Consider the following 18,841-nt stretch of genomic DNA (forward strand, 5'->3'; position numbering starts at 1 on the left):
CGCATCATGCCGCCGGCGGTTGCCTGACGCTGCCTGCTTGATGCAGCTCAGCCCGGCAGGACCCATGACGACAGACGGCGCCACCAGCTGCGCCGCCCGGCTGTGGTGTCCGTCTCGCAGGTGTCCGGGGGCTCGGGGGTGGGGCCCTGATGACGAATGCAGAAACGATCTCCCCCCGGCCCCGTGATCCAGCGTGAACTGCCTGAGCTGACACGCCCCGCCTTGACGTCATCGTCGAGTTTCCTGCCCGCCGCCTTGATGGCCTCCAGTGTGCCTGGCGCCAGTTCGATGAAGCCTTCCTCTCCCGGCGCTTCCTCGGCCTGTGACGGTGGAATCTCGCGCATCAGATCAACCCCTTGAGGATCAGATTGCCACTGGAGACCAGCAGGATGGCGTAGGCCACCTGGCGCAGGTGATGATCACTGAGCGGGGGTGGGAAGCGGCGTGCGAGCTCCGTGAAGGCGATGACCACGAACACGCCTGCGGCACCGATCATCAGCAGTTCACTCAGGTGCTCGCCGGCGCGTCCGGGAGAGATGATCGAGAGCCCCATGCGCATGGCGCCCCCGACCAGAAAGACAGCGAACAGGGTGCAGCGGATCGCCACCAGCGTCATCGGCTGGCGGTAGAGCATTACCACCAGCGGCGGCCCGTTGGCGGCGAACAGCCCGCCCATCAGGCCCGAGAGCCCGCCGGCGGCATGGAAGTGCCAACGGGGAGACAGCGTCTCACGCGGCTTGGGTTGCATCAGCAGCGCCAGGCAGGCGATGAGGATCACGCATCCCAGCAGCATGCCGAGCAGGGGCGCGCGCTCCTCTCCCAGCCAGGTGGCCAGGTAATAGCCGACCGGCAGCAGCGGCAGGCTGGTGACCAGCAGTCGCCGCGCGAGGCGCAGGTCGATTTCCCGCCAGTGACCCCGCAGTGCCATGCAGTTGTTGAACAGGCTCAAGAGGGCGCAGAGCAAGGCGGCGCTCTCGATGGGCAGGACATCGAGAGTGGCCAGCAGGCCCATGACGATGAGCCCGAAGGCAAAGCCGGTGAGGGTCTGGATGTAGCTGGCCAGTGCCAGGCTCAACAGGATGGCAGCGAGTTGCCAGAGGGTCATGGTGACTCCGTTGGGTGGCCCCGTTCGGCGCGAGGGGAGGGTGGAGGCATTGCGCTGCCATGATAGCGCGGGCCAGCCGCAAAAGGGCGACAGTCTCGTGGCTGCCAGCCGGCGAGGGTGAGTCATGTGAGCTTTCGCGGATGAAGCGTGTCAGCAGCTCGGCCCATCCTGCTCAAACTTGCATAGGTAATTTAGTGGTCTTGAATTGCTTAGCTTACGCATGAGATGCAAGGAGTTTGCGACATGAACCCTCATGAATTCGGTTTTTGGCGACATGTCGCCTTGTTTGAATATCAGCAGCTTATTAGTCTGTGGTGAACAAGGGGGCATGAAGTGTCGCCATTTGCGGCCACATGATGTCGCTGGTGGCTTGGGCCGGGCTTTGGCAGGGCAAGCCAGCCGACAGATTCATGGGCCTCCTTGCTTGATGCCTGGCAGTGATGAACACGGCCTGAGCGTGAGCCCCTGATGGACAAGCACCGCCACATGGATATCCGGGCATGGAACGCAACGCAGCACAATCTCCTTTCTTCACCATCGTGACGCCGAATCACAATTCGGGTGACGGGCTCGAGCGCTGCATCGCCAGTCTCGCGGCCAACGACACCGCTTACGAACACATCATCATCGATGATGCCTCTTCGGATGATTCCTTTCTGCGGGTGGAGCGCAGTCACGCCGCCCGGCCACCGACCTCATTGGTACTGTGCCGCAATGCCGAGAATCTCGGGCCCGGGCCGACCCGCAACCATGGCCTGAGTCTGGCACGTGGCCGCTATGTGCTGTTCTGCGATGCGGATGACACCTTCGTGGCCGGCGCCCTGGATACGCTCAAGGCGCAGATCGTGGCCTTCGATTGCCCGCAGGTGGTGGTGTTCCGTTATTGCCTGCAGGGGCCACAGGGAGAGCGGGAGAGCACGCCACTGTGCAGCCAGCCCCTTGAGCGCACCCAGATGCAGGCCTTCACCGATTTCATGCACGACCGCATCGTCTCCGCTCCCTGGGGCAAGGCGATCCGTGCCGATCTCGCCTGTGCCCTGAGCTTTCCTGATCTTCCTGTTTCCCAGGATGGTCTCTACAACCTCGAGCTGTTCGGTCGGGCGGCACGCGTTCTCTATCTGCCCCAGGTGCTGTATCGCTTCGACAAGCGCAGCGACGGTTCTCTGACCCGCAAGCCCTTCGGCAATCGCGAGCTGGCCCGATTTCACCGCAGCTGGCAGGTGTTCGATTCCCGCTACCGCGAGCAGTTCGCGGCCGCCCACGGCCTGGCACTGCTGGAGATTCGCGCCCTGCGCTTCGTCGGTGTGAGCTTCATCATGCGCCAGGCCATCAACAAGACCCACGACGATGACCAGGTGAGGCAGGTGGTGATGTCTCAGCTGCGCCAGTCATCCTGGGCGGCATTGCGTCAGCTGTCGTTGAAGGAAAAGGCGTTGCTGATGAGCTATGCGTTCAGTCCTTCCCTGTCCCGGCAATTGATTCGGCGGAGCCAATACGCGTCATGAGCACTCGCAAGCATATCCTGTTCTACACCGGCGCCCAGTCGCGCACCGGCGGCACCGAGCGTGCCTGCGCCGATACCGCCAACATGCTGGCGGCCAGCGGTGACTATCAGGTGGAGGTGGTCAGCGAGCATGGCCCTGCCGACAGCCCCTATCCCCTGCACGAGGATATCGTGCATGAATCGCTGTATCCAAAACGTCAGCATCTGGGGGCGCTGCGCGGCGTGCTGCTGTTCCTGCGGCTTTTCTGGATGGTGCTGCGCAAGCGACCGGACGTGGTGATCGTGGTCGAGAGCATCGGTTTCCTGCCACTCTTGCTGCCCAGCTATCTGCTGCGGCGCACGCGCTATCTCTGCTGGGAACACTTCAATGCCACCTCGGATCTCGGCGTGCCACGGCGCAATGTCGCGCGGCGTCTCGCGGCCAGGCGGGCCGATCGTATCGTGGTGCTTTCCCATGAGGACCGCGAATACTGGGAGCAGCTGCTCCCCCAGTCCAGCGAGCGTCTGAGCGTCGTGCCCAACCTCAATCCGCTGGAGCACGAGATCCTCCAGCGTCAGGCCCGGCTGCAGGACGCCGCCGCCGCGCCGCCCGCAGTGGCGCCTTCTGAGGCCGTCGCGCCGAAGGTGGCGGTGGCGGTGGGGCGCCTGACGCACCAGAAGGGCTTTGATCTGCTGCTGGAGGCATGGGCGGCGATTCCCGCCGAATCGCGTGATGGCTGGGTGCTGCGCATCGTCGGCGAGGGTGATGCACGCGAGGCGCTGGAGGCGCAGGCGGAGCGGCTTGGCATCACGCGCCAGATTCAGATGCCCGGCCAGTGCAGCGACATCCGGCGCGAGTACGCCGCGGCAGACCTGTTCGTGCTGTCATCACGCTTCGAAGGCTTCGGGCTGGTACTGGTCGAGGCGCTCAGCTGTGGCGTGCCCTGCATCAGCTTCGCCTGCCCGGCCGGGCCCCGCGAGATCCTCAAGCATGGCATCAATGGCTATCTGGTCGAGCAGGGCAATGTGGCAGCGTTCAGTCAGCAGCTGGGCGCCGTGCTCGGTGATGATGAAGTGCTTGCGCGCCTGCGTGCCAATGTCGATTACGGCCTGGAGCGGTTTTCGCGCCGTACCGTCGAGGCCAGTTGGCAGGCCGTGCTGGAGGGACTGGAAGCCCCGGCACTGCTACGTGTCATCTGAGCTGAGTCAGGCACCAGACATGTGATTTGCGAGCCCTCCTTTCGGGGCTCGCGTTCGCGCTATCGGATACGAATCTTCAGGTACGACAGCAGGAGGCTATCGCCGTGAGAATCATGCATGTCATCTCGACCCCCGCATCAGGAGGTGCCGAGGTCTACGTCAAGGACCTGAGCCTTGCCATGGTCGCGGCGGGGCACAGCGTTCATGTCACGTTTCTGGAAACCGCTGAGCAGTGCGGGCGAGATCTGGACTATGAAAGGCACTTCCTGGCCCAGCTGAGTCAGGCGGGCATCAGTCATTCGTTTCTGGGCGCCGACACGCGTCGCCGTCCCTGGCGGGGCGGCACGCGGCTGCGCGCGGAAGTGAATCGATTCGCCCCGGATGTGGTGCATTGCCATCTCTACTACGCGCTGATGTTCGCCTTCCTGCTGCCACGAAAGCTTGCGGTGATCATGACCGTGCACAGTATCGAGCTGGGGGCGCCCAACTGGCTGTTTCGACTGTTCGATCGTCGCGTCAGCGCCTATGTCGGCATCTGTCACGCCTGCACGCGCAAGCTTGCGCCGCTGGTCAGGCGGCCGGTGGTCCAGATCGACAATGCCGTCTCGGGGGCACGCCTCAAGCACAGCGGCTGGCAGATGACGGCGCTGGATACCCCGGTGAAGCTGGCAGCCATCGGACGTCTCACCGAAGCCAAGCAGTATCCCTTGATGCTCGAGAGCTGCCGCCGCCTCAAGGCACAGGGGTTGAATGTCACGCTCAGCATCGCCGGGGAGGGGCCGCTCAAGGCCGAGTTGGTCACGCAGATCCGTGACGCCGGGCTCGAGGATCAGGTCACCTTGCTGGGCAACATCTCGGATGTGGCGGGGCTTCTGGCCTCATCGGACATCTTCCTGATGTCGTCTGCCTGGGAAGGACTGCCGATCTCGCTGCTGGAAGCCACGCTGAGCGGGCTGCCGGTGCTGGTCACCAACGTCGGTGGCTGCGCAGAAGTCGTGCATCGGGTCGGCAACGGGCTGGTGGTGGATGAGCAGACGCCGGCGCGCTATGCCGATGCTCTCACCCGCCTGGTGGCTGACGAGGAGCTGCGACGCAGCTGTGCGCGCAACGCGCGACGCCACGGCGGCAGCTACCACATCAACACGGCGCTGGCCGGGCATCTGGAGCTCTACACCAGCCGGCTGCAAGGCGAGCTGGATGCGGCACCCGAAGTCTCGGTCTGAACGCGCAGGGCGAGGGTGGCGAATGGGAGAAGAGTGCGCATGGGGCCCTGCGGGTCTGAAGAATGGGCCTGCGGTGCGGACCTGAAAGGTGCGCTTGAAAAGCGGGCTTGAGATGCGGGCTCGAGATGCGGGGTCTGGCGCTGGACATGGCAGTCAGAAGAGTGGGCAATCGATGCGATGATCGGTTGCCCTTTTTCTTGTCCTGGAAAAGGGGAATGGCGCTATGCGGCCACCTGAATGAGACGTCTCATGCCAGATGATGGGGAGCGCTGGGTCATGAGGTTCATGCGGATGTCAGTCAGGTGTGGCATCAGGATGAGTGGCTCTCAGCGGTTGGCGATTCATTCATGTCATCGCTCTACTAATACTTGAGATGAGAGAAAGCAGTCTAAAGTGAAGTGCGGCAATACAATCGTCGTGAAAGAGAGTTTACGCCTTGCTGTTGTGGTCGATTAATTTATTATCAAGTCCGTAATCAGACATTGAAAATCAAGCAGATCGCCACCTCATGAAATATCGATGATGTCACGCCGATTAAGACGTGATTATTCACGATTCATCGTAGATGAGAGGGCGATTTGATGATGGTCAAGTGCCGAATCCATCACGAAATCCCTGTGACGTTCTGATCGCTGCTGTCAGTCTCGATGGCGCCAGTTCGTGGCATGGGAGAAGAGAATGGAAAGGCCGACAGGAAGTCAGGCAGGTACGAACTGGTCGCAAGTTGCTGTATTTCATTGTGTCTCACTACTCCAGAATACGTGAATGTCATCTTCTCCTGATGCCGGATGCAGAGGGTTCGCCCTTGCTCATCCGGTGATGCAATGCGGAGATTGACGTTTCACGATTCACCCAGGCCTTCTCGTGATGCGTTTTTGATACTCGGGAAAGTGTCGAGAGATCTCTGAAATACCGGCGAAAATGAGTCCTCATTTTCGTTCTGATGCCCTCCTGTAATGGCTGATCACGCTATCAGTCATCCTTCAATGACGATACTGATGATGTCGAGCATGAGAGTCATGAGTCATCGATGAAGATGCCGTGATTATCTTTCATGTCGTCATGATGAGTTGTGCTGATTCTTCTGGCCGTGTCATGGATCAGGATGGTCTGATGCCGTTGGATGATTTTCATGATCCGGTACATGTCGGGATTGGGTCGATCCTGACAGGTCACCGTTCTTTCAACGGCGCGCTGGCGGAGGCAGGGAATGATTCGCGCCTGTCTCGCAAGGGAACGTCACAGAATTTCCACGTGCTGCAGGGGAGAAAGCCGATTCCTCGGGGCGGTAGCGTGTCCGGATACACGATGAATGCGCCGATCAGGATGTGATCGAGCAGAGCGCAGGGCTTACAGGGGATGACAGAGGTTATGAAGAGATCGACCAGATCGACGCTGCGGGGAGTTTCCCTGGCGATAATGCTGGCCGCCTTGGGAGGCTGTGCCTTCGCCCCTGGCGGCCATATGGACTATGAGGTCGAGACGGCGCCGCTGTCGGACCATGTCACGGTCAGCCCGATCACGCCGGCCTTGATCAGCAGTTATCGCGCACTCCCGGCTCAGACAGCCCCGGCCGATGACGCTCTGGTGGATGACATCAAGCGCTACGTCTACCGCGTGGGTGGCGGTGACATCCTGGCCATCAATCTGAGCACGCCGCTGGATCTGGCCCAGGAGACGGGTGTTCAGCGCCAGACGGTGGAAGCGCTGACCTACATCGTGCAGCCGGATGGCACGCTGTATTACCCCTACGTCGGGCGCATCAACGTCAAGGACATGACCGTGGATGAGGTGCGCGCCTCGCTGGTGCGTGGCCTGTCACGCTTCATCACCGACCCGCAGGTCAACGTCTCCGTCGCCCAGTTCCGCTCGCAGCGCGTCTATCTGAGCGGCGCGGTCCGTGAGCCGGGCTTCGTGCCGGTCACCGATGTGCCCCTGACCCTGATCGATGCCATCAGTGCCAGTGGTGGCGTCACCGAACTCGCCAATACCCACGACATCACCCTGACCCGCGACGGCCACCAGGAGCACCTGAGCCTCTATCAGCTGCTACAGCAGGGCAACATGCGTGAGAACCGCCTGCTGCACGATGGCGACGTCATCAACATCCCGGTGGCGACCGACCAGAACGTCTTCGTGCTGGGGCAGGTCCTCAAGCCCGGCAACATGCCGGTGGGCAACGAGCGTCTGAGTCTGACCGATGCCCTGTCACGCGCCGGTGGCGTGGATGAGGACCGTGCCGACCCCTCCGGTGTCTTCGTGGTCCGGGAGAACGGCCCGGACGCTGACAAGCTCGCCACCGTCTATGTGCTCGATATCTCCGATGCCACCTCGCTGATGCTGGGGGCACGCTTCCCGCTGCAGCCCAGGGATGTGGTCTATGTCACCGCGGCGCCGGTCAGCCGTTGGAACCGCGTGCTGAGTCAGTTGCTGCCGTCGGTCACCAGTACCGGGGCCTTCGTCTCGGTCATCGACGACATCGAGGGAGATTGAGGTCCATGAATCAGTTCACTTCTCCCATGCCGCCATCTTCCGGTGACGCTGGCCGGGACGCGACGCGTCGCCTGGACTTCAGCACCCTGCTGGCACTGCTCTGGCATCGTCGCTGGTGGTTGATCGCCAGCACCGTGCTGCTGACGTTGATCGGCATCTATGTGGTCGGCAGCCAGCAGCGCATCTATCTGGCTGACTCGCTGATCCAGATCGAAGACAAGGGCGGCAGCGCCAGCCTGCTGGGCACGCTGACGGGTCAGTCCGGAGGCCCCGAGGAGGGCAGTACCAGTGACGAGCTGGAGATCCTGGCCTCGCGGCTGGTGCTCGGGCAGGCCGTGGCGCGTGAGCGTCTCAACATCGTCGTCACACCGGTGCGCTACCCCGTCATCGGCGACTGGCTGTCCCATCGCGGAATGCGTCTGCCGGAGAGTCTCGGCGGCAATGAATATGCCTGGGGGGATGACGTCCTGAAGGTCACCACGCTGGAGCTTGGCGGCCAGTGGCAGGGACAGACGCTGACCTTGGAAGTGGTCGATGAGCAGCACTATCGCCTGCTGGACGCCGAGGGCAACCTGCTGATGCATGGCACGGTGGGCGAGAATGCGCTGTCCGGTGACATCAAGGTCTTCGTCCAGCGCATGGAGGCCAGCCCCGGGGCGCGCTTCGCGCTGACCAGCATCTCGGACCTCAGTGCCATCAACTCCATCAAGTCGCGTTTCACCGCCGAGCGCAACGGCAGCGATACCGGCGTGGTGACCCTGAGTCTGTCCGGCAGCGACCAGCAGGCCATCGTCAGCACCCTGGACACCATCACCGACGTCTTCCTGCAGCAGAACATCGAGCGCGAATCCGCCGAGGCCGACAATCAGCTGGGCTTTTTGGGTGACCAGATCCCGACGCTGCGCGGCCAGCTCGATGAGGCGGAATCCGCCCTCAACGACTATCGCCGCCGCCGCGATTCCGTGGACCTGACCGCCGAGAGCCAGCAGGTGATGGAGAACCTGGTGGGGCTGGACAACCAGCTGACCGAGATCAAGCTGCGACTGGCGGAGCTGTCGCGTGCCTACACCCATGAGCACCCGGCCTATCGGGCACTGGTGGCGCGTCGTGACTCCCTCAATCAGGAAAAGGCGCGGGTCCAGAAGCAGGCGGAACAGCTGCCGGCGGCGCAGCGCGAAGCGCTCAATCTGAACCGCAACGTCAATGTCAGCCAGGAAATCTACGTCGCGCTGCTCAACAAGCGCGAAGAAGTGCGCCTCAAGAAGGCCGGTACGGTCGGCAACGTGCGGATTCTGGATCCCGCCGTCCTGCAGCCTGGCCCCATCTCGCCGAGAACCTCGCTGATGATGGTGGTCTTCGCGATGGCCGGTTTCCTGCTGGGCGTGCTGGGCATCCTGCTGCGGCATTCCATGCGCAAGGGCATCGACAGCGCCGAACAGATCGAGTCCCTGGACCTGCCGGTCTACGCCACCATCCCGCTCTCGCCGCTGCAGCAGGGCATGATGCGTCGCGTGCGCCTCAAGGGCGAGAAGTCCGGGCGCGAGATCTATCAGGGCGTGCTGGCGACCTCGCAGCCTTCCGACATCAGCATCGAGGCGCTGCGCAGCCTGCGCACCAGCCTGCACTTCGCGCTGCTGGACAATCAGCGCAAGTCGGTGATGTTCACCGGCCCGAGTCCGGGCATCGGCAAGAGCTTCGTGAGCCTCAACCTGGCCGCGGTGAGCGCCGAGGCCGGCCAGCGCGTGCTGCTGATCGATGCCGACATGCGGCGCGGACATCTTCACCACGCCTTCCAGCGCACCTCCGAGCAGGGCGGCCTCTCGGATGTCCTCAGCGGCGCAAGTCCTCTGGAAGAGGTCATCTATCACACGCGCATCGACAACCTGGACTTCCTGGGCCGTGGGGTGGCACCACCGAATCCGTCCGAGCTCCTGATGCAGGAAAACTTTGCCCAGTTGCTGGAGCAGCTGGGAGAGCGCTATGACCTGATCATCATCGATACCCCGCCGGTACTCGCCGTCACCGAGGCGCTGATCATCGGGCGCCATGTCGGCGCGAGCCTGATGGTGGCGCGTTTCGGCATGAACCAGGTGCGTGAGCTGGAACATGCTCGCAAGAAGCTCGAGAACAACGGCATCCACGTCAAGGGCGCGATCTTGAATGCCATCGAGCAGCAGGCCGGGGATAAGCAGCACTACGGGTATTACAACTACAGCTATACCTGATGCCGTGTCGCGGCACGGCTCTCATGACGCTTGAATCACGGAGGAGATGGCACGATGAGCGGTTTACCCTTATCGATGGAGCACCAGCGTCGTTACTCGCATCATTACGAGCGCTTGATCGCCAGCAAACGCCTGCAGCTGGTCTTCGGCATGCTGGTGGTGGTGATCGCGCCGGCACTCTACCAGGCGGGGCTCAACGAGCTGGTACCCGGTGACCACGGCTGGTGGCTGACCAGCGATGCCCAATGGCACGCCATGATCGGCACGGGGGTGGCCTATACGCTGTCCATCACCGCCGTCAATCGCCTGTCGCGCCTGCCGGGGACCCGCTCCTACCTCTACGTGGTACCCACCATCGTCATCTGCTATCTGATGCTGATGCTGGCGCTGGGGGTCTTCGATCTCGACTACTCTCGTCATCAGGTCGGCCTGTCCTTCCTGCTCGCCGTAAGCCTGTGCACGGCCTACTACTACATCGACACCCATGTCCGGCGTATGCGCTTTGCCGTGGTGCCGTTCGGCAAGGCGCCGGCGCTGTGTCAGCGTCGCGAGGTCGAGTGGCTGACGCTCAAGGGGCCGGACCTCGTGGGCATGCGGCGCATCGATGGCGTGGTGGCAGACCTGCGTGCCGAGATGCCCCGTGAGTGGGAGAGCTTCCTCGCTGACTGCACCATCCACCGCATTCCCGTCTATCACGCCACCCAGGCCCACGAGATGATCACCGGCCGCGTGCTGCTCGATCACCTCTATGCCAATGAATTCGGCTCGCTGATGCCACGTGAGGATTACGAGGTCATCAAGCGCTGGATGGACTTCAGCGTGGCGCTGGTGCTGCTGCCGCTGCTGGCACCGGTGATGTTGCTGACCGCGCTGGCCATCCGACTGGACAGTCCGGGCCCCGTGGTCTTCCGTCAGCCACGCATGGGCTTTCATTGTCGTCCCTTCACCGTCTACAAGTTTCGCAGCATGTATGACGGCATGAAGGGGGCCGGCTTCACCCAGGAAGGCAGTGACCCGCGCATCACCCGGGTCGGGCGCTTCATCCGCAAGTGCCGTCTCGATGAACTCCCGCAGCTGTTCAACGTGCTCAAGGGTGACATGAGCCTGATCGGGCCGCGTCCGGAATCGATGAATCTGGCGGACTGGTATCGCAAGGATGTGCCGTTCTTCCATTACCGCCATGTGGTACGCCCGGGCATCACCGGCTGGGCGCAGGTCGAGCAGGGCTATGCCGCGGAAGTCGAGGGCATGATCCGCAAGCTTGAATACGACTTCTTCTACATCAAGCACTTTTCCTTCTGGCTGGATCTGCTGGTGGTGATTCGCACCATCCGGATCGTGATCAGCGGGAACGGGTCGCGCTAGCCGACCCTCCTTCTTCCGGTTACCCCTGGCACTCGCGACCTGACAGGGGCCCATGAGCTACCACCCATTGTCTGATGCACGAAAGGAGTCGAGATCATGATCACGGTGACGCGCCCCTATTTTCCCGAGCGGAAGAATTTCGATCGTTATGTGGATGCCATCTTCCAGAGCCGCTGGTTGACCAATCATGGCCCGCTGGAGCAGGAGCTGACCCGGCGCCTGGAGACCTATCTGGGCGTCAAGCATCTGCTGCTGGTCAGCAATGGCACCCTGGCACTGCAGGTGGCCTATCGCGCGCTGGGGATCAACAACGTGGTCGGGCAGCGCGAACCCGCCGAGGTCATCACGACTCCCTTCACCTTCATCGCCACGGCCAGCAGCCTGAAGTGGGAAGGGATGCAGCCGGTCTTCGCGGACATCGATCCTGCCACCCTGTGCCTGGACCCCGCACAGGTCGAGGCAGCCATCACGCCGCGTACCCGCGCCATCGTGCCGGTGCACGTGTTCGGCAACGCCTGTGACGTGGAAGCCATCGATGCGCTGGGGGAAGAGCACGACCTCAAGGTCATCTATGACGGCGCCCATGCCTTCGGCGCGACCTACCGTGGCAACAGCCTGCTGTCGTACGGGGATGCCAGCACCCTGAGCTTCCATGCCACCAAGCTGTTCCACAGCATCGAGGGCGGCGCGATCATCTTCAAGCGCAAGGAAGACCTGGAGCGTGCCCGCAAGATGATCAACTTCGGCATCACTGGCCCCGAGTGCATCGAGGAGCTGGGCATCAATGCCAAGATGAACGAGTTCCAGGCCGCCATGGGGCTGTGCGTGCTCGACGAGATCGAGGGCAACCTCGAGAGCCGCGCGCTGGTCTGGCATGCCTATGCCCAGGCGTTTCAGGGCAACGTGCAGCTTCAGGCACGTCAGCCAGGCGTCAGCCTCAACTACGCCTATTTCCCGATCATTCTGGAAAGCGAAAGTGTCCTGCTGGAGGTGATGCAGCGTCTGGAGCGGGAAGGCTACCAGCCGCGGCGCTATTTCTGTCCGTCGCTGGAGTCACTGGCATTTCTGGGGCGACCGGCGGCAGACCTGCAGGACGCGGACTTCCAGCAGCCCGAGATCGTGCATTCCAGAGACATCGCCAGCCGTATCCTGTGTCTGCCGTTGTTCTCGGGACTTCAGGTCAGCGAGATTCTCGCCGCGGTGCGCGTCATCGTCGATCGGCATCAGAAGGCAGCCTGAACGATGAACATCGCGATCATGCAACCCTACCTGTTGCCGCATCTGGGCTACTTCCAGCTGATGCACGCCTGTGACGAATTCCTCATCTATGACGACGTCGCCTACATTCCGCGTGGCTACATCAACCGCAACAGCGTGCTGCTGGGGGGCAAGGCCCATCGCTTCACGCTGTCGGTGCCGGATGCCTCACCCAATCGGCGCATCAGCGAGCTGTCGTTCGCGCCGACCCCCCAGTCACTGTTGACCACTCTGCACCATGCCTATGCCAAGGCGCCGCATTACGCAGAGGTCATGCCGCTGCTGCAGACGATTCTCATGCATGAGGATCGCCGCATCGGGGCACTGTGCCAGTTCAGCTTCGAGACGATCTGCCGCTATCTGGGGCTCGAGTGTCGCTTCGCGCTGACCAGCGAGATGGATTACGAGCGCAGCCAGTCGGCGCAGGACCGTCTGATTGAACTTTCCCGCCAGCGCGGCGGGCGCGGCTACGTCAACAGTATCGGCGGGCGCAAGCTCTACCGGGGGGAGGCCTTCGAGCAGGCAGGGCTGCGTCTGTCCTTTCTCTCCAGCCATCCGCGTGATTACCGCCAGGCAGCGCCCGGCGCACGCGAGGGCGAGTTCGTCGGCAGTCTCTCGATCATCGATGTGCTGATGTGGTGCTCGCCCGCCGACGTCGTCTCGCGGCTGGCGGAGTACACCCTGCTGTCGGGAGATGCACCCTGGGGGCCCGCCGCTGAGGGCATGGATCAGCTCTGGCAGCCGTCGCTTGCAGAGCCTGCTTCGCGCCCGCGCGCCTCTTCACGAGAAGCAGCCGGAGGCGTCGCCGCGTGTCACTGACCCACAAGACGACCATCGGCATCCTGTGGAATTTCATGGATCAGCTGTTGCGCCGTGGCATGGCCAGCATCGTCACCTTGCTGCTGGCCCGTCTGCTGCTGCCGGAAGACTTCGGGCTGCTGGCCATGGTGCTGGTCTTTCTGACCATCGCCTCGGCCATGATGGATTCGGGCCTGCAGCAGGCCATCCTGCGTCTGCCGACTCTCGGCCCGCGTGATGCCAGCACCGCCTTCTTCAGCAACATCGGCTTCGGGGTGGTGGCCTATGCGCTGCTGTACTTCAGCGCCCCGTTGATTGCCGATTTCTACGCTGAACCACGACTTGTCGTGCTGGTGCGTATCGGCGGGCTGGTGGTGCTGATCAACGCCTTCGAGGTGATCCAGGGCGCGATGCTCAACCGGGCGCTGGATTTTCGCACCCGCATGAAGGCCGGCATCCCCGGCAGCGTGATCTCGGGCAGCGTCGCGGTGTTGCTGGGCTGGCTGGGCTTCGGGGTCTGGGCGCTGGTGGGCCAGATGCTGACGGCGGCCTTCGTGACCACGGCACTGATGTGGTGGTGGGGCAGCTGGCGTCCGCACCTGACCTTCGACATGGACGCCTTCAAGGCCATGTTCAGCTTCGGCTACAAGATGTTCCTGTCGCGCATGCTGGACGTGGTGTTCGTCAATCTCTACGTGCTGGTGATCGCCAAGCTGTTCGCGGCTTCGGTGGCGGGGCTGTTCTTCTTTGCGGATCGCCTCAAGGAGCTGGTGCTCAATCAACTGGTCGCCGCGATCCAGAACGTGACCTTCCCGGCCCTGGCCAGCATCCAGCATGACCCGGTGCGGCTGAAGGATGCCTATCGACGCATTCTGCAGCTGATGGTCTATCTGCTGTTCCCCGGGGTGCTGCTGATGGCGGCGCTGGCCCGTCCGCTGTTCGAGGCACTGTTCCCCGACCGCTGGCTGGACGCCGTGCCCTATCTGCAGTTGATGTGCATTGCCGCCGTCATGTATCCGCTCAGTTCGCTCAACCTCAATGTGCTCAAGGTCAAGGGGCGCTCGGACCTGTTCCTGGGGCTTGAGGTGATCAAGAAGCTGCTGATCTGCGTGGTGCTGGCGCTCACCTGGCAACACGGCGTGATCGCGATCCTGATCGGTCAGATCGTGGTGGCGGTGCTGTCCTACATCCCCAATGCGTGGTTCTCGCGAACGCTGATCGATTACAGCATCCGCGAGCAGTGCGTCGACTTCCTGCCGAGCCTGATGCTGTCATCGGTCATCGCGCTTTGCTGCTGGCTGGCGGTGGAGCATCTGGCGGCATCGCCAGACTGGTCTCCGTGGGCGGCGCTGCTGGGACTGGGATGTCTCTCCGGCGCAAGTTACCTGTTGCTCTCTTGCCTGCTGCGCTTTCCGGCCTGGCAGTCGGGTGTTGGTCTGATACGAGATCGTCTTTCACAACGGAAAGTGGAGAATCTTCATGCTAGCTGAATTGAGCTATTCCCAGGCGCAGGGTACCCCGGTCACGGGGGGCACCCTCGAGGAAGGGCCGATTCCGGTTCCCCCGGCACCGGCGGATGAAGCCACCATCATGGCGGACTGGGAGGGGAATCTCTCCACGCCGCGTGTCTCGGTGATGTGCTTCGCCTTCAATCACGGCGACTACATCGCGATGGCGCTGGATGGTTTTCTGATGCAGCGCACGCGGTTTCCCTTCGAGATCGTGGTGCATGATGATGCCTCCACCGACGGCACGCGCGAGATCATCGAGGACTATGCCGCGCGTTACCCCTCCATCATCCGGCCGATCCTGCAGGACGTGAACCAGTACTCGCAGCACGTGTGGCCCATCACCTTCTGCATGCCGGTGATGCGCGGCGACATCATCGCCTACTGCGAAGGGGATGATTACTGGGTCAAGGCCGACAAGCTGGCGCGTCAGGTGGCGCTGTTCGATGCCAACCCGCGTGCCACCGTGTGCTTCCACCCGGCCATCGAGTATGACGAGCATCGCGATGAGCATTCGATCATCTGCCGCTATGCCGACAGCGTCGCGCGTCTCTCCCCCGAGGCCATCATCGGGCTGCGGGGCGGCTCCATTCCGTCACCGGCGCTGACCTTCCGCCGCGTGGAGTCGCATGTGGACGCCATGCTGGAATCCTACCGTGGTGCGCCGATCATGGACTTCTTCCTGCAGGCCTACATGGCGCTGCTGGGTGAGACGCTCTATTACGAGGATGCCGCCTGCGTCTATCGTCGCAACGCCAAGGGCTCCTGGACCTCCCAGCAGCAGGATCATGAGGTCGAGCAGCGCTACCAGCGCGACATGCTGGCCGCCATCGACACCTTCTATGGCGCCACGCGCACGCTGCCGGAAGCCGACACCCTGTATATCCCGCTCTATCACTACTTCAAGCAGTACGTGATGGCGCCCGGCACCACCCAGCAGCGCCTCGCCAACTTCCGCCGCGGGCTGGGCTATCTGCACCACATGCAGCGCAACAAGGTGCTGTCGCTGGTCCGCCGCGACATGTTCGCCAAGCTGACGCGTCGCAAGGCTGCCACGCCCGGGCAGGCGAAGGACACGGAGGCAGCGGCATGAACTATCGCAGCTACGGCGATCTGGGCCGTGACATCGCCAGTCAGATCTCACGCCTGCAGGCAGGGGACTTCGACCTGATCGTCGGCATTCCGCGCAGTGGCATGGTGCCGGCCTACATGATCAGCGCGATGCTCAATCGCGCCTGTACCGATCTCGATACCTTCCTGGCGGATGGCGTGCCCGGCAAGGGCATCACGCGCAAGTTGCGCGAGTCCACCGCCGGCGAGGTGTCCGAGGAAGGCACACGTTCCGCCTGGGCCTATCGTCGCGTGCTGCTGGTGGATGACAGCCTCAACAGCGGTGCCTCGCTCAAGGCCTCCCTGGCGCGCATCCCGGCGGATTGCCCCTGCGAGATCATGACCTGCGTGATCTACGCCAACCCCGGGGTCACCAATGAAGTGGATCTGGCGCTCGTCGAGCTCGAACACCCGCGCGCCTTCCAGTGGAACCTCTTCCACCATCCGGCACTGGAGGATGCCTGCGTGGATATCGATGGCGTGCTGTGTCTCGATCCTTCTCCCGAAGACAACGATGACGGCCCGCGCTATCGCAGATTCCTGCTCGAGGCGACCCCGCTGCATCTGCCCACCTACCGGGTGCACTCGCTGGTCACCAACCGTCTCGAGAAGTACCGCCCCGAGACGGAGGCCTGGCTTGCGCGCCATGGCGTGACCTATGAGCGACTGATCATGCTGGATCTGCCGAGCAAGGAAGCGCGACTGAAACTGGGCTGTCATGCCAGCCACAAGGCCGGCTATTACCGCGAGTCGGGCTGTCGGCTGTTCATCGAGAGTGAAGTGGGGCAGGCCAGCAGCATCGCGCAGATGACCGGCAAGCCGGTCTACTGCGTGGATGCCCAGCAGATGGTCAACCCCGAATGGCTGGCCATGCTGAAGTTGCAGCGTGGCAAGTGGATGACACGCCAATGCAAGCGTGGCATCCGCCGGGTGATGAAGCTGCTGCCGGCTTCCTGGGAGCGTCAGGCACGGGGCGTCTTCCAGCGAGTGGCATGAACCTCGCGCGGACACCCCCTCGGGGGTGTCCATCCACTGCAAAGGAATCGTTATGAAAACGCACAGGATGGCGCTATTCGTCTCGGCCGGCTCCGATCATGGCGAGACTCGTCAGATGCTGGCGCTGGCCGCGGGTCTGACCCGCCTGGGACACGAGGTGGATGTGGTACTGCCGCATGCCGAGGAAGACGTCGTCACGTCGCTGGCGCATGGCGTGCGTCTGGTGGAGCTTGGCAGGCAGGGGCCGTTGGCCCTGTCATTGGCCCTGACGCGCTACCTGGCGCGCCACAAGCCCTGTGTGCTGATGTCCAGCGGTCTGGAAGCCAACCTGACGGCGCTCAAGGCGGCGCGCCTCAATCGGCGGCGCGTGCCGGTGGTCATCCACCACGTCGCGGCGCTGGCGCAGGAGCTGGCAGCGGCGGGGAATCGTCGCGACGCGGCAAGACGTGCGATGGCGCTCAAGTATCCGCAGGCGGCATTGGTGATCGGGGCCAGCGAGGCGATCATTCAGGCACTGGCCAGCGAGGCAGGCATCCCGCAGGCGAATACCGCGCAACTGGATCTCGCGCCACAGCGCATCGGTGGCGCGGCGCACGCCGGGGAATCGTCTGCGGCGCTGGAAGAAGGGCCCTTGATGCGGTGTCTGTGGCTCTTGATGCAGGCGGCAGGCATGAACACGCAAGAGCTGGAAGACAGCCCGTCAGTCGCGTCCGCGACTCCCGCACGCGTGCAGGGACGGGACACGCAGACCGTGCCGGTCACCGCGTTTGCGGGTGACAGGGCATCGGCGACGTATCGCGTCACGGCCAATGCCGGCCTGTCTGCTACACACACCGACGTCAGGGACTGAGCCGTTTCATGGAAGCCATACTGCTCGACCTGCCCAATCTGCTCGTCTGTCTGGTACTGGTGATGGTGGGCTTCGTGCGCGGGTGGGTGACCCGCAACGTCGCGATCATCCTGAGTCTGAGCAGCCTGGTGCCTTACCTACTCAACAATGTGCTGTTCTCGCCGGAATACATGCCGGACCAGTTCCGTTACTGGGAGCAGGTACTGGCCATGCGCAGCATGGACTGGGACTCGATGGATCACTCGCTGACCGTCTCGTTCTCCTCGAGCCTGCTGGCCCTGCTGCCATTGCCGCTGGTGGAGACGATTTCCAGTCTGGGATTCTTCAACAAGTTTCTCTACATCGGCGGGCTGATGGTCATGCTGCGCCGCGGGATCATCTCGCATGCGGTGCTGCTGTTCCTGCTCTGCTACCCGAGTCTGGTGCTCTACAGCTCGCTGAGTCTGCGCGACACCCTGGTGACGGGCTTCATGCTGGCCAGCTTCCTGCTGGCCATCGAACGGCGACCGGGCTGGGCACTGCTGATGCTGATGCCGCTGTGGCTGATCAAGTTCCAGAACATGCTGATCATGCTGGTGTTCCTCGGCGTCTACGTGGTCTACGACGTCAGCCGCCGTGGCCTTTCCACCAAGCGCTTCTGCTGGTTGCTGGTCGGTCTGGTCGCCAGCGTACTGATCATCTATCCGCTGGCGGTGGACCAGATCAACTTCTTCCGCGCGGCCATGTACATCGAGGATGGCGGCAAGAAGGAGGATGTCGAGATCATCCAGGGCTTCGGCGACTTCGTGGTCACGGGCATCCAGGGGGCGCTGTACTTCCTGATCAAACCGCTGCCCTGGGAGGCGGCCAACCCGCTGCAGCTGATCCAGGCCGGCGAGAATCTGCTGGTGGTGGTCTTCCTCGTCTGGCTGACCCTGCAATGCTGGCAGGTCCAGCGCGAGAAGACGCTCTTCTGGCTGCTGTACCTGATCGGCGCCTTCACCATCTATGGACTGGTGGTCTTCAACTACGGGACGGCAGTGCGCTACCGCTTCCCGTTCCTGGTCATCTACGTGGTCTGCATGGCCTACGACACCGGGCTGATTCGCCGCTGGCAGCAGGAACGCCGCCCGGCCTTGCTCGACTGACGCCTCGCGCTGATCGCCTGCCCGCACACTTCCCGCCGCTCATGTGGCTGGCAGATCACCGGGCAGGCGATCCGTGCCCCTCGCTTGTTCCTCTGCATCAC

The 18,841-nt window shown here is 62.9% G+C and carries 16 protein-coding genes; 14 read left to right on the top strand and 2 right to left on the bottom strand.

The window, feature by feature from the left end; translation table 11 throughout:
- Positions 1 to 47 precede the first annotated feature (47 nt).
- Together BFX80_RS06180 and BFX80_RS06185 are read right to left on the bottom strand one after the other, a co-directional pair.
- Entirely contained in the window at positions 48 to 344 is a 297-nt protein-coding gene (locus tag BFX80_RS06180; protein WP_084208239.1) for a hypothetical protein, read from the bottom strand.
- Positions 344 to 1,105, bottom strand: coding sequence for a sulfite exporter TauE/SafE family protein (locus BFX80_RS06185; protein ID WP_167592983.1), 762 nt, complete (start codon positions 1,103 to 1,105; stop codon positions 344 to 346). The genes BFX80_RS06180 and BFX80_RS06185 overlap by 1 nt, the downstream gene beginning before the upstream one ends.
- Before the next feature lie 500 nt (positions 1,106 to 1,605).
- Between BFX80_RS06185 and BFX80_RS06190 the strand changes: the two genes are divergently transcribed.
- The 14 genes from BFX80_RS06190 (at position 1,606) to BFX80_RS06250 (ending at position 18,740) form a co-directional block, all read left to right on the top strand.
- Complete coding sequence (locus BFX80_RS06190; RefSeq protein ID WP_084208240.1) at positions 1,606 to 2,610, top strand: glycosyltransferase family 2 protein; 1,005 nt, start codon at positions 1,606 to 1,608, stop codon at positions 2,608 to 2,610.
- Complete coding sequence (locus BFX80_RS06195; RefSeq protein ID WP_084208241.1) at positions 2,607 to 3,788, top strand: glycosyltransferase; 1,182 nt, start codon at positions 2,607 to 2,609, stop codon at positions 3,786 to 3,788. The genes BFX80_RS06190 and BFX80_RS06195 overlap by 4 nt, the downstream gene beginning before the upstream one ends.
- Positions 3,789 to 3,901: 113 nt before the next feature.
- A complete protein-coding gene (locus BFX80_RS06200; RefSeq protein WP_077374081.1) occupies positions 3,902 to 5,011 on the top strand; it encodes a glycosyltransferase family 4 protein in 1,110 nt (369 codons plus the stop codon).
- A 1,041-nt stretch (positions 5,012 to 6,052) separates the two neighbouring features.
- The gene (locus BFX80_RS17775) at positions 6,053 to 6,343 is read left to right on the top strand and encodes a hypothetical protein (RefSeq protein ID WP_139345440.1); all 291 of its coding nucleotides are present in this window, start codon (positions 6,053 to 6,055) and stop codon (positions 6,341 to 6,343) included.
- Between the two features lie 39 nt (positions 6,344 to 6,382).
- On the top strand, positions 6,383 to 7,504 hold the full coding sequence (locus BFX80_RS06205) for a polysaccharide export protein (RefSeq protein WP_103751396.1): 1,122 nt from the start codon (positions 6,383 to 6,385) through the stop codon (positions 7,502 to 7,504).
- Between the two features lie 5 nt (positions 7,505 to 7,509).
- Entirely contained in the window at positions 7,510 to 9,729 is a 2,220-nt protein-coding gene (locus tag BFX80_RS06210) for a polysaccharide biosynthesis tyrosine autokinase (RefSeq protein ID WP_084208242.1), read from the top strand.
- 54 nt (positions 9,730 to 9,783) lie between these two features.
- Entirely contained in the window at positions 9,784 to 11,094 is a 1,311-nt protein-coding gene (locus BFX80_RS06215; protein ID WP_240499685.1) for an exopolysaccharide biosynthesis polyprenyl glycosylphosphotransferase, read from the top strand.
- Between the two features lie 96 nt (positions 11,095 to 11,190).
- The gene (locus tag BFX80_RS06220; RefSeq protein ID WP_077374068.1) at positions 11,191 to 12,333 is read left to right on the top strand and encodes a DegT/DnrJ/EryC1/StrS family aminotransferase; all 1,143 of its coding nucleotides are present in this window, start codon (positions 11,191 to 11,193) and stop codon (positions 12,331 to 12,333) included.
- A gap of 3 nt (positions 12,334 to 12,336) precedes the next feature.
- Positions 12,337 to 13,170 carry a WbqC family protein gene (locus tag BFX80_RS06225; RefSeq protein ID WP_084208243.1) on the top strand — a complete coding sequence of 278 codons (834 nt, stop codon included), beginning with the start codon at positions 12,337 to 12,339 and terminating at the stop codon, positions 13,168 to 13,170.
- A complete protein-coding gene (locus tag BFX80_RS06230; protein WP_084208244.1) occupies positions 13,161 to 14,639 on the top strand; it encodes a lipopolysaccharide biosynthesis protein in 1,479 nt (492 codons plus the stop codon). The genes BFX80_RS06225 and BFX80_RS06230 overlap by 10 nt, the downstream gene beginning before the upstream one ends.
- The gene (locus tag BFX80_RS06235; protein ID WP_084209649.1) at positions 14,629 to 15,750 is read left to right on the top strand and encodes a glycosyltransferase family 2 protein; all 1,122 of its coding nucleotides are present in this window, start codon (positions 14,629 to 14,631) and stop codon (positions 15,748 to 15,750) included. The genes BFX80_RS06230 and BFX80_RS06235 overlap by 11 nt, the downstream gene beginning before the upstream one ends.
- Positions 15,747 to 16,763 (top strand): phosphoribosyltransferase family protein, encoded by a 1,017-nt coding sequence (locus tag BFX80_RS06240; RefSeq protein WP_084208245.1) that lies wholly within the window; start codon positions 15,747 to 15,749, stop codon positions 16,761 to 16,763. Before BFX80_RS06235 ends, BFX80_RS06240 begins: the two co-directional genes overlap by 4 nt.
- Before the next feature lie 52 nt (positions 16,764 to 16,815).
- Positions 16,816 to 17,613 carry a glycosyltransferase family 4 protein gene (locus BFX80_RS06245; protein ID WP_084208246.1) on the top strand — a complete coding sequence of 266 codons (798 nt, stop codon included), beginning with the start codon at positions 16,816 to 16,818 and terminating at the stop codon, positions 17,611 to 17,613.
- Between the two features lie 8 nt (positions 17,614 to 17,621).
- Positions 17,622 to 18,740, top strand: a complete 1,119-nt coding sequence (locus BFX80_RS06250) for a hypothetical protein (RefSeq protein ID WP_077374048.1) — start codon at positions 17,622 to 17,624, stop codon at positions 18,738 to 18,740.
- Positions 18,741 to 18,841 lie beyond the last annotated feature (101 nt).

The organism is Cobetia marina (assembly GCF_001720485.1).
GTDB classification, from domain to species: domain Bacteria; phylum Pseudomonadota; class Gammaproteobacteria; order Pseudomonadales; family Halomonadaceae; genus Cobetia; species Cobetia marina.